Below are 11,522 nucleotides of genomic sequence, written 5' to 3' on the forward strand. Positions count from 1 at the left end.
CGTGCGGCTACTTGCCGCGGACGTGCTTCATCAGGCGCCGCTTCTTGGCGATCTGGCGCTCGGTCAGCACGTTCTTCTTGCCTTCGTACGGATTGGCGCCTTCGCGGAACATGAAGCGCACCGGCGTGCCGACCAGCTTGAAGCGCTTGCGGAAGAAGTTCTCCAGGTAGCGCTTGTACGACTCGGGCAGCACCTTCAGGCGCGTGCCGTGAACGATGAAGGTCGGCGGGTTGCTGCCGCCCGGATGCACGTAGCGCAGCTTGGAGACGTGGCCGCGGATGCTCGGCGGCGGATTGCTCTCGTAAGCGATTTCCAGCGCCTGGTTGACTTCGCTGGTACTGAACTCACGCACCGCCGAGGCGTGCGCGCGATGGATCGCCTGGAACAGCTCGCGCATGCCCGAGCCATGCTTGGCGGAAATGCGCACCGCTTCGGCCCAGCTGACGAACCCGAGCTTGCGCGACAGCAGATCCTCGGCCTGGGCGCGCTGGTAGTCGCTCTGCCCGTCCCACTTGTTGATCGCCACCACCAGGGCGCGACCGGCGTCGAGGATCGCACCGAGCACGGTCGCGTCCTGGTCGGTCACGCCTTCGCCGGCATCGAGCATCAGCACCGCCACCTGACACTGCTCGATCGCCTGCAGCGTCTTGAACGCGCTGAACTTCTCCACCGCTTCTTCGACGCGGCCGCGACGGCGCAGGCCGGCGGTGTCGATCAGCCGATACAGGCGGCCGTCGCGCTCCAGGTCCACCGCGATCGAGTCGCGGGTGGTGCCGGGCACTTCGGAGGCGATCATGCGCTCCTCGCCCAGCAGGCGATTGACCAGGGTCGACTTGCCGACGTTCGGGCGGCCGACGAAGGCGATGCGCATGCGCGCCGGATCGGTGTCCAGGGTCTCGCCGGCACCCTCTTCCGGCAGCCGCTCCAGGACCTCGTCGAGTAGGTCGTCGATCCCGTGGCGGTGCGCCGCGGAAACCGCGATGGCGTCGCCGAGGCCGTAGCGCGCGAACTCGGCACGCACCTGGTCCTCGTCGGTGCCGTCGATCTTGTTGATCAGCAGCAGGGTCGGCCGCGCCAGTTTGCGCAGCCAGGCCAGGATCTCGTCGTCGAGTGCGGACGACCCCTCGCGGCCGTCGACCACGAACAGGATCAGGTCGGCCTCGCCGGCCGCGGCGCGGGCCTGCTCGGCGGTGGCGCCGGCCAGGCCTTCCTCTTCGCCGGAGATGCCGCCGGTATCGACGATCACGAACGGGGTGTCCGGCGCCAGCCGGCACACCCCGTAGTGGCGATCGCGGGTGACGCCGGGCTGGTCGTGGACCAGCGCGTCACGGCTGCGCGTCAGCGCGTTGAACAGCGTGGACTTGCCGACATTCGGCCGTCCAACCAGGGCGACCAGCGGCAGCATCGCGACATCCTTCTCTTGTTATTGACCCAACCGGAACGCGGTCAGGTCGCCTTTCGTGTTCTGCATCAGCAGGATCCCGTCCGCGACCACCGGCTGCGCCACCAGCGGCTGGCGTCCGACCCGCTCGCGCGCGGCGAACTCGCCGTTGTCGAGCCGCAGCCAGTGCAGATAGCCCTTGTAGTCGCCGACCACGGCGTAATCGCCCTGGATCGCCACGCCGGTCAGCGAGCGACGCGCCAGCCCCGGCTGCGACCACATCGCCGATCCGGAGGCCTTGTCCAGCGCCCACACGGTGCCGGCGTTGTCGGCCACCACCACGTTGCCGGAGCTGACGCCGACGCCGCCGGCGCCGCCATGATCGCGGTTCCACAGCGGGCGGCCGCTCGGGCCTTCCAGCGCCACGGTCTCGTTCTTGAAGCTGGTCGCGTACAGCGTGGTGCCGTCGAGCACCGGCGCGCCGTCGACGTCGGACATGCGCTCCAGTTCGGTACGGCCTTCCGGCACGCCGATGGTCTGCTCCCACAGCACGCGGCCATCCTGCATCGCCAGCGCGGCCAGGGTGCCGTCGTCGTTGCCGATGAACAGCACGCCCGGACCCGCCACCACCGGCGCGTTGCCGCGCACGGTCAGGCTCGGCAGTTCCTGCGCATTGAACCAGCGCTGCTGGCCGGTAGCCGCATCGAAGGCGGTGGTGCGGCCGTCATTGCTGCGCACGAACACCATGTTCTGCGCGATCACCGGCGCGGCGATGACTTCGTTGGGCACCTTGGCGCGCCACTTCTCGGTACCGTTGGCGGCATCGAGCGCGATCACCTCGCCGTCCAGCGCACCGACCACCACCAGGCCGTCGCCCACGCCCGGGCCGCCGGCAAAGCGCGGCAGCGGACGCTTCTTCTCGAGCCGCTTGCGCTCCTTGGCCTGCTGCTTCTCGTTGCGCAGGCGCTGCTTGTAGGCGGCGCGCTCGTCCTTGGACAGGTTCTTGCCGGACTCGCTCTCGACCTGGCTCTTCGGCTGGTCCTCGACCTGCGACAACTGCTGCTTGCGCGCCTGCTTGGCGTCGTATTCCCAGAGGGTCTTGCCGGTCTGCAGATCCAGCGCGTAGACCGTGCCGGAGGTCGCGGCCGCATACACCTTGCCGTCGGCCACCACCGGATGCTGGCGCACGCCGATGCGGCGCTCGCCCTTGCCGGCGTCGGTGGACCACAGCTTCACCACCTTCACCGACGGGGTGAACTTCACCAGTTCGGCCGGCTCGGCGGCCTTCTTGGCGGCCGCATCCTTGCCGGCGAACCAGCCCTTGACGGTGGTGCAGCCGGACAGCGCCAGACCCAGCAGGGCCACGGTGGCGACACGCTTGAACATGACTACCTTCATCAGATCGGCTCCGCGGCATTCGGCACGCTGCCGCCCGCATCCATCAATTTCGTTTCGACCACGCGCCGCTGCGGCGAGGCCACGTCCAGGCTGGTCAGCGCCTTGCTGTACGCATCGCGCGCCGCGTCGCGCTTGCCCTGCGCGATCAACGCATCGCCGCGAATTTCCAGGCCTTGCGCGTCGGTGGCCGAGGCCACCAGGGGCAGCGCGTCCTGCGGCTTGCCGCCGGAAATCAGCAGCCGGGCCACGCGGTGATCGACCAGCACCTTCATTTCGCCGTCGGCCTTGAGCGCGCGCAGCGTGCTCAGCGCGGCATCGGACTTGCCGGCGTCGACCTGCGCCTTGGCCAGGCGCAGCGCCGCCAGTTCGGCATAGATGTTGGCCGAGCCCTTCTGCAGTTCCGCCATGTCCTTGGCGGCCTTGTCCAGCTGATTGGCCTGGATGCTCTTGAGCACCGCTTCGTAGCGGGCATTGTCCTGGGCCAGGTCGTTGGACCGCTGCTTGGTCCACCACTGCCAGCCGATGATCGCGCCGAGGCCCAGCACGATGCCGCCGATCAGGCCGGCGCCGTTCTTCCTGAGCCAAGTGCGGACGCGTTCGCTTTGTTCGTGCTCGTCGAGCAGGTCGTCAATCGCCATGCGTACTCTCGCCCCGCCGCTGCGACGGGACATGAAATGTGGAAAGTGAGGAACCGCGCCGCCGTCACTCGGAGGCGGGCACCACGGAACCGTCAGAGGATACCGCAAAGCGCGCCACGTTCGCGCGCCTGAACGGGGTCAGGTCCACGGTACTCCCGGCATGCTGAACCTGGACCGCGGAGGCATTGCCCAGCACCACGCGCCCGACCTGGCCCGGCGCATAGGTGCGGCTCTCGCCGGCCTTCAGCAGCGCCTTCTCCACCGGCGTGCCGTCGGGCGCGAGGATCTGCACCCAACTGTCGCCCTGGAACGACAGACTCAGACTGTTCTTCTCCGGCTCCGCCTCCGGACGCGGCATCGGCGTCAGCGAGGCGATGTACGGCGCGGCGCTCGGCGCCGGGCGTGCGGCCGCCGGCGCGGCCGGTGCCGGCGCGGGGTTACCGGCGGCAGGCGTTGCGGTCGCGGCGGTGGTGCTGCCGGGCGCGCCCGGGACCACGTCCAGCGATGCGGTGCTGGGACCATTGTCGTCGGCGAAATGGCTGCGGGTGGCGTACCACACCGGCACCGCCAGTCCGGCGGTGATCACCACGTAGACCATGCGCCGGGTGGCGCTCTCGAGCATGCGCCGCAGCGGCGGGGTATGCGTGTGGCTGATCAATTCGACCGGCTGCACCGGCGCGATCTGCGCGGTCTGCAGCAACGGCTCCAGATCGACGCCGAGCAGGCGCGCATAGCTGCGCAGCTGCCCGCGGACGAACACCGGCGCGCCGAGGCGCTGCCACTGCTCCGACTCGAGTGCCTGCACCACATGCACCGGCATGCGCAGTCGGCTGCCGACGTCGTCGATGCTTAGGCCCGCCGCTTCGCGCGCTTCGCGGAGCTGTTGCCCGCAGCCTTTGGCGCCATCGAAAGCGTTCGGATTGGAATCACTGATCACAATGCACTAGCCCCGGGTGTCGTGGTCGCGGCGTCGGGAAACTCCTTGCGCAACCGCTGTTGGTAACGGCCGGCGGCAGCCTTGTCGCCCAGCCTTTGCTCAATCTGAATAGCAAGTTGTAACACGGAAGCGGTCGCAGGCGCAGCCGCCAGGCGCCGTTCGGAGAAGGCCCGCGCCTCGAAAAAGCGCCCTTGCGCGACCTCGTTGCGGGCCATCGCCTCGAGCGCGTACGCGTTGTCCGGGTCCAGGTCCAGCGCCTTGCGCAGGTCGCGCTCGCCGCGCTCGCGCTGGCCGACCTGCAGCGCGCAGCCGCCGGCGTTGGCCAGGGCCGAGGCCGGCGTGGCGTAGTCCTGGAGCGCGAGCGCGCGGTCGAACCAGGTCAGCGACTCGGCCGGCGAACCGTTCGCGCACAGCCAGGCGCCGTAGTTGTTCAAGGTCGCGCCGTTGTTCGGCGCCAGCTCCGCGGCCTTGCGGTAGTAGCCGCCGGCGGTCGCGGCATCGCCACGGCGATCGGCGACCACCGCCAGCACGGTGAGCGCATCCACCGATTGCGCATCCAGCGCCAGCGCCTTGCGCGCGTGGGTCTGCGCGGCATCCAGGTCGTTGGAAGCGAGTCCGTTGGCGGCCAGGCCCAGTTGCTCCTGCAAGGCCACGCGCGCCTTCACCGCGCGGTTGTCGCGGAAGGAATAATGCGGCTGCACCTGTTCGGCGGTGCGCACGGTGCCGGTCTTGGCGGCGATCCAGTTGCAGCCCGGCAAGGCCAGCACTGCGATCGCCACCACCGCGAGGGAACGCCGTTGGCTACGCCGCCGCATCCCGATCCGCCCGCGTCTGCAATTCGCGCTTGAACTCGGCCTGGCGGCGGGTGCGGTCCATGACCTGCCCCTTGAGCTGCCCGCAGGCCGCATCGATGTCGTCGCCACGCGTGCGCCGCACCATGGTCAGCACCTGCGCGTCCAGCAGGATCTTCTGGAACGCGCGGATCTCGGTCTCGCCGGAGCGCTCGTAGCGCGTGCCGGGGAACGGATTGAACGGGATCAGGTTGACCTTGCCGGCGTTGGCCGACTGCACCGCGTTGTCGAACTGGCGCATCAGCCGCGCCAGTTGCCGCGCGTGCTCGGGCTGGTCGTTGATCCCCTTCATCAGGGTGTATTCGAAGGTCACCGACTCGCGGCGCTTGTTGGCGCGCAGGTAGCGCGCGCAGGCGGCCATCAGTTCGGCGATCGGGTACTTTTTGTTGAGCGGGACCAGGGTCTCGCGCAGCGCATCGTTGGGCGCATGCAGCGACACCGCCAGCGACACGTCGCTCTCGCTGGACAGGCGGTCGATCTGCGGCACCAGGCCCGAGGTGGACAGGGTCACGCGCTTGTTGGCCAGGCCATAGCCCAGGTCGTCGCGCATCACGCTCATCGCGCGCACGACGTTGTCGAAATTCATCAGCGGCTCGCCCATGCCCATCATCACCACGTTGGTGAGACGGCGCATCTGGTGCGGCACGTTGCCCAGGTGCCGCGCCGCCACCCACACCTGGCCGATGATCTCGGCGGTGGACAGGTTGCGGTTGAAGCCCTGGGTGGCGGTGGAGCAGAAGGTGCAGTTGAGACCGCAGCCGACCTGCGAGGACACGCACAGCGTGCCGCGGGTCTTGTCGGGGATGTACACGGTCTCGATCGCGTTCTTGCCGTCCACGCCCATCGCCAGCAGCCACTTGTGGGTGCCGTCGGCGGAGGGCTTGTCGAACACGATGTTGGGGACGACGACCTCGGCATGCTGCTGCAGCTTGGCGCGCAGCGCCTTGCCGAGGTCGGTCATCTGGTCGAAGTCGGTGACGTAGCGGTGATGGATCCACTTCATCACCTGGTGGGCACGGTAGCGCGCTTCGCCGAGGGTCTCGGCGAAGAAACGCTCCAGCCCCTCGCGATCGAGGTCGAGCAGATTCTGCTTGGCCGCCGCGCCGGTCCGCACGGGATCGGCGATGGCCAAGGGAGGATGGACGACCTCGTTCACGACGACCTCGCTTAGCGCGAAACCACTTCGGTGGCGGCGAAGAAATACGCCACTTCGTTGGCGGCGTTCTCGACCGAATCCGAGCCGTGCGCGGCGTTGGCGTCGATCGAATCGGCGAAGTCGGCGCGGATGGTGCCCGGCGCGGCGTCCTTCGGGTTGGTGGCGCCCAGCAGGTCGCGGTGCGCGGCCACGGCGTTCTCGCCTTCCAGCGCCTGGATCATCACCGGGCCGGAGATCATGAACTCGACCAGCGCATTGAAGAACGGGCGCTCGCGGTGCACGGCGTAGAAGCCCTCGGCCTCGCGGCGCGACAGCTGCTTGTACTTGGCGGCCACGACCTTCAGGCCGGCCTTCTCGAAGCGCGAGTAGATTTCGCCGATGACGTTCTTGGCGACGGCATCGGGCTTGATGATGGACAGGGTGCGCTCCAGCGCCATGGGAAGTTCTCCGTTGGGCGGGCCACTGAAGGCCCGAGGTTAACATGAAAAAAACCCGCGTCAAAACGCGGGCTTAGCCAGAATTGCGATGGACAATTCTATCCAATCGGCGCCGGCTTTGCACGGCCAGGCTGAATCGTGCTGCACAGCAGCATGACGCCACTGCCGGCCGGGCCTAGACTCAAACAATCGTTTGATTGATTCTGGCGGCCGCATGGCAAAGCAAGCGCACTTCTCGACCAAGGACCGCATCCTCAGCGCGGCCGAGGACCTGTTCGCGCAGCACGGCTTTTCCGGCACCTCGCTGCGCCAGGTCACCAGCCAGGCCGACGTCAACATCGCCGCGGTCAACTACCACTTCGGGTCCAAGGAAAACCTGGTCAACGAGGTGTTCCGGCGGCGCATGGACGAAATGACCGCCGCGCGCATGGCGCAGCTGGAGGCCGCGCAGCGGCAGCATCCCGGCCAGCTCGGCCCGGTGCTGGCCGCCTTCGTCGAGCCGGCCCTGGCCATGGCCCAGGAGCGGCAGAGCGGCGGCGCCTTCGTGCGGGTGATCGCCCGCGCCTACGCCGAGAACAACGACAGCCTGCGCCAGTTCCTGTCCGACCACTACGGCCACGTGCTGCGCGAGTTCGGCAAGGCCATCGCCGCCTGCGTGCCCGGGCTGAGCAAGCAGGAACTGTACTGGCGCCTGGACTTCCTGGCCGGCGCCCTGACCTACGCCATGGCCGACTTCGGCCTGATCAAGCGCCCCGCCGGCGTCAGCGAGAGCGCGCATCGCGCCCACGCCGCCCGCGAACTCATCCGTTTCGCCGAAGCCGGCTTCCTCGCCCACTCGGCTCCCTGATCCCGCAAACGTTGACCCACAGAGGCTGATCGCTATGTCCAATCCCCTGCTAGTCCGCCGTGCCGCCGTCCTGGGCGCGGGCGTGATGGGCGCGCAGATCGCTGCGCACCTGACCAACGCCGGCGTCGACACCGTGCTGTTCGATCTTCCCGCCAAGGAAGGCCCCGCCGATGGCGTGGTGCTCAAGGCGATCGCCAACCTGACCAAGCTCAGCCCGGCGCCGCTGGCCAGCACCGCGCTGGCCGAGGCCATCACCCCGGCCAACTACGACTCCGGCCTGGAGCAGCTGCGCGGCTGCGACCTGATCATCGAAGCCATCGCCGAGCGCATGGACTGGAAACAGGACCTGTACAAGAAGATCGCGCCGTTCGTGGCCGACCACGCGGTGCTGGCGTCCAACACCTCCGGCCTGGGTATCAACGCCCTGTCCGACGTGCTGCCGGAGCAGCTGCGCCACCGCTTCTGCGGCGTGCACTTCTTCAACCCGCCGCGCTACATGCACCTGGCCGAGCTGATCCCGGCCAAGCACACCGAGCCGGCGGTGCTGGAAGGCCTGGAGAGCTTCCTGGTCACCACCCTGGGCAAGGGCGTGGTCTACGCCAAGGACACCCCGAACTTCATCGGCAACCGCATCGGCGTGTTCTCGATCCTGTCCACCATCCACCACACCGAGCAGTTCGGCCTGGGCTTCGACGAGGTCGACGGCCTCACCGGCCCGCTGGTCGGCCGTCCGAAGTCGGCCACCTACCGCACCTCCGACGTGGTCGGCCTGGACACCATGGCCCACGTCATCAAGACCATGGGCGACACCCTGCCGAACGATCCGTGGCATGCCTTCTTCAAGGCGCCGAAGTGGCTGGAGGCGCTGATCGGCAAGGGCGCGCTGGGCCAGAAGACCGGCGCCGGCATCTTCCGCAAGGTCGGCAAGGACATCGTGGTGCTGGACCTGCAGAAGCAGGACTACCGCCCGGCCGACCGCGCCGCGGCGCCGGACGTGGTCGAGATCCTGAAGATCAAGAACCCGGCCGAGAAGTTCGCCAAGCTGCGCGAGAGCCAGCATCCGCAGGCGCAGTTCCTGTGGGCGACCTTCCGCGACCTGTTCCACTACAGCGCCTACCACCTGGCCGACATCGCCGAAACCGCGCGCGACGTGGACCTGGCGATCCGCTGGGGTTACGGCTGGGCGCTGGGTCCGTTCGAGACCTGGCAGGCCGCCGGCTGGAAGCAGGTCGCGCAGTGGATCGCCGACGACATCGCCGCCGGCAAGAGCATGAGCAGCGCGCCGCTGCCGAACTGGGTGTTCGACGGCCGCGACGGCGTGCACGCCGCCGAAGGCTCGTACAGCCCGGCGCGCGACGCCAAGCTGCCGCGCTCGGCGCTGCCGGTGTACAAGCGCCAGCGCTTCCCCGATCCGCTGCTGGGCGAGACGTTCGCGCAGGGCGAGACCGTGTTCGAGAACGACGGTCTGCGCATGTGGCACGACGGCGACGACATCGCCGTGGTCAGCTTCAAGACCAAGATGAACACCGTCTCCGACCAGGTGCTCGATGGTCTGCAGGAAGCGGTCGGCCGCGCCGAGAAGGACTTCAAGGGCCTTGTGCTGTGGCAGCACAAGGAACCCTTCTCGGCCGGCGCCGACCTGGCCGGCGCGCTGGGCCTGCTGCAGGCCGGCCAGGTCGATGCGTTCGAGGCGATGGTCGCCAACTTCCAGGCCACCAGCCAGCGCATCAAGTATTCGCTGGTGCCGGTAGTCGCGGCGGTGCGCGGGCTGGCGCTGGGCGGGGGCTGCGAGTTCCAGATGCACAGCGCCAAGACCGTGGCCGCGCTGGAGAGCTACATCGGCCTGGTCGAGGCCGGCGTGGGCCTGCTGCCGGCCGGCGGCGGCCTCAAGGAGATCGCGGTGCGCGCGGCGCAGGCCGCGGGTCCGGGCGGCGATGTGTTCGCCGAACTGAAGAAGACCTTCGAGACCGTGGCGATGGCCAAGGTCTCCACCTCGGCGGTCAACGCCAAGGAGCTGGGCCTGCTGCGCGGCACCGACAAGGTGGTGTTCAACAGCTACGAATCGCTGTACATCGCCAAGGCCGAGGCGCGTGCCCTGGCCGAGGGCGGCTACCGCCCGCCGCTGCCGGCGCGCCGCATCCAGGTCGCCGGCGACGTCGGCATCGCCACCTTCAAGATGCTGCTGGTCAACATGCTGGAAGGCCGCTTCATCAGCGAGTACGACTACGAGATCGCCACCCGCATCGCCACCGTGGTCTGCGGCGGCGAGGTCGATCGCGGCGCATTGGTGGATGAGGAATGGCTGCTCAAGCTCGAGCGCAAGCACTTTGTCGAACTGGCCCAGCAGGAAAAGACCCAGGCGCGCATCGGGCACATGCTCAAGACGGGTAAGCCGCTTAGGAACTGAGAATCGGGAATGGGGAATCGGGAATGGAAACGCATTCCCGGCTCCTCCTTCTCCCCCTAATTTTCTGCCGGAAGTAGGACTGCCGCAGATCGCGCGAATCGCTTCACGATTCCCGACTCTCCATTCCCTATTCCCGGCTTTCGGAGAAAGCCAAATGAGCAAACAGATCCAGGAAGCCTACATCGTCGCCGCCACCCGTACGCCGGTCGGCAAGGCGCCCAAGGGCATGTTCCGCAATACCCGTCCCGACGACATGCTGGCGCACGTGCTGCGCGCCGTGGTGGCACAGGCGCCGGGCATCGACACCTCGCGCATCGACGACGCGATCATCGGCTGCGCGATGCCCGAGGGCGAGCAAGGCATGAACGTGGCGCGCATCGGCGTGCTGCTGGCCGGCCTGCCGAACTCGGTGGCCGGGCAGACCATCAACCGCTTCTGCTCCTCGGGCATCCAGGCGGTGGCGCTGGCCGCCGACCAGATCCGTCTGGGCAACGCCGACCTGATGCTGGCCGGCGGCACCGAATCGATGTCGATGGTGCCGATGATGGGCAACAAGGTGGCGCTGTCGCCGAGCGTGTTCGCCGAGGACCATGTCGCCATCGCCTACGGCATGGGCATCACCGCCGAGAAGGTGGCCGAGGAATGGAAGGTGTCGCGCGAGGACCAGGACGCCTTCGCCCTCGCCTCGCACCAGAAGGCCATCGCCGCGATCGCCGCCGGCGAGTTCCGCGACGAGATCAGCCCCTACGAGATCGTTTCGCACCAGCCCGACCTGGCCGGCAACGTCATCGCGCTGCGCAAGAAGCTGGTCGACACCGACGAAGGCCCGCGCCCGGACAGCTCGATCGAAGGCCTGGCCAAGCTGCGCCCGGTGTTCCGCAACGGCCAGTTCGGCGGCAGCGTCACCGCCGGCAACTCCTCGCAGATGAGCGACGGCGCCGGTGCGGTGCTGCTGGCCTCCGAGCAGGCGATCAAGGACTACGGGCTGACCCCGCTGGCCCGCTTCGTCAGCTTCTCGGTCGCCGGCGTGCGTCCGGAAGTGATGGGCATCGGTCCGATCGAGGCGATTCCGAAGGCGCTCAAGCAGGCCGGCCTGAGCAAGGACCAGCTGGACTGGATCGAGCTCAACGAAGCCTTCGCCGCGCAGTCGTTGGCGGTGATCCGCGACAGCGGCCTGGATCCGTCCAAGGTCAACCCGCTGGGTGGCGCCATCGCCCTGGGCCATCCGCTGGGCGCCACCGGCGCGATCCGCACCGCCACCCTGGTGCACGGCCTGCGCCGGCACAAGCAGAAGTACGGCATGGTCACCATGTGCATCGGCACCGGCATGGGCGCCGCGGGCATCATCGAGGCGCTGTAAGCGGCGGCACCCTCCCCTCAGGCCCTCCTGCGGGCCACCCGATGGGAGAAGGGAGCAGCACATAGCCCCTCTCCCACCGGGAGAGGGGTTGGGGTGAGGGTCCGGCATCA

General features: G+C 68.4%; 10 protein-coding genes. 3 read left to right on the forward strand and 7 right to left on the reverse strand.

All coding sequences use genetic code 11. From position 1 onward, the window contains the following. Positions 1–7: 7 nt before the first annotated feature. From der to ndk, 7 genes are all read right to left on the reverse strand, one after another. Positions 8–1,405 carry a ribosome biogenesis GTPase Der gene (der, locus tag M3U25_RS06440; RefSeq protein WP_160947809.1) on the reverse strand — a complete coding sequence of 466 codons (1,398 nt, stop codon included), beginning with the start codon at positions 1,403–1,405 and terminating at the stop codon, positions 8–10. 18 nt (positions 1,406–1,423) lie between these two features. After that, a complete protein-coding gene (gene bamB, locus M3U25_RS06445) occupies positions 1,424–2,779 on the reverse strand; it encodes an outer membrane protein assembly factor BamB (protein WP_160947810.1) in 1,356 nt (451 codons plus the stop codon). Continuing rightward, the gene (locus tag M3U25_RS06450; protein WP_355497273.1) at positions 2,779–3,417 is read right to left on the reverse strand and encodes a tetratricopeptide repeat protein; all 639 of its coding nucleotides are present in this window, start codon (positions 3,415–3,417) and stop codon (positions 2,779–2,781) included. Before M3U25_RS06450 ends, bamB begins: the two co-directional genes overlap by 1 nt. A gap of 64 nt (positions 3,418–3,481) precedes the next feature. Further along, positions 3,482–4,354: a RodZ domain-containing protein gene (locus tag M3U25_RS06455; RefSeq protein ID WP_355497269.1), complete on the reverse strand. Its 873-nt coding sequence runs from the start codon at positions 4,352–4,354 to the stop codon at positions 3,482–3,484. Beyond that, positions 4,351–5,169 (reverse strand): type IV pilus biogenesis/stability protein PilW, encoded by an 819-nt coding sequence (gene pilW, locus M3U25_RS06460; RefSeq protein ID WP_355497266.1) that lies wholly within the window; start codon positions 5,167–5,169, stop codon positions 4,351–4,353. The genes M3U25_RS06455 and pilW overlap by 4 nt, the downstream gene beginning before the upstream one ends. Further along, positions 5,156–6,337 carry a 23S rRNA (adenine(2503)-C(2))-methyltransferase RlmN gene (gene rlmN, locus M3U25_RS06465; RefSeq protein WP_160947870.1) on the reverse strand — a complete coding sequence of 394 codons (1,182 nt, stop codon included), beginning with the start codon at positions 6,335–6,337 and terminating at the stop codon, positions 5,156–5,158. Before rlmN ends, pilW begins: the two co-directional genes overlap by 14 nt. A 35-nt stretch (positions 6,338–6,372) precedes the next feature. Further along, on the reverse strand, positions 6,373–6,798 hold the full coding sequence (gene ndk, locus M3U25_RS06470) for a nucleoside-diphosphate kinase (RefSeq protein WP_002812972.1): 426 nt from the start codon (positions 6,796–6,798) through the stop codon (positions 6,373–6,375). 214 nt (positions 6,799–7,012) lie between these two features. Here ndk and M3U25_RS06475 point away from each other — a divergent pair, with 214 nt between their 5' ends. From M3U25_RS06475 to M3U25_RS06485, 3 genes are all read left to right on the forward strand, one after another. Then, entirely contained in the window at positions 7,013–7,645 is a 633-nt protein-coding gene (locus tag M3U25_RS06475; protein WP_160947814.1) for a TetR family transcriptional regulator, read from the forward strand. Between the two features lie 34 nt (positions 7,646–7,679). Further along, positions 7,680–10,052, forward strand: coding sequence for a 3-hydroxyacyl-CoA dehydrogenase/enoyl-CoA hydratase family protein (locus M3U25_RS06480; protein ID WP_355497219.1), 2,373 nt, complete (start codon positions 7,680–7,682; stop codon positions 10,050–10,052). 154 nt (positions 10,053–10,206) lie between these two features. Then, entirely contained in the window at positions 10,207–11,412 is a 1,206-nt protein-coding gene (locus M3U25_RS06485) for an acetyl-CoA C-acyltransferase (protein ID WP_355497216.1), read from the forward strand. Positions 11,413–11,522: the final 110 nt, after the last annotated feature.

The organism is Xanthomonas sp. PPL134 (genome assembly GCF_040595915.1).
GTDB lineage: Bacteria > Pseudomonadota > Gammaproteobacteria > Xanthomonadales > Xanthomonadaceae > Xanthomonas_A > Xanthomonas_A indica.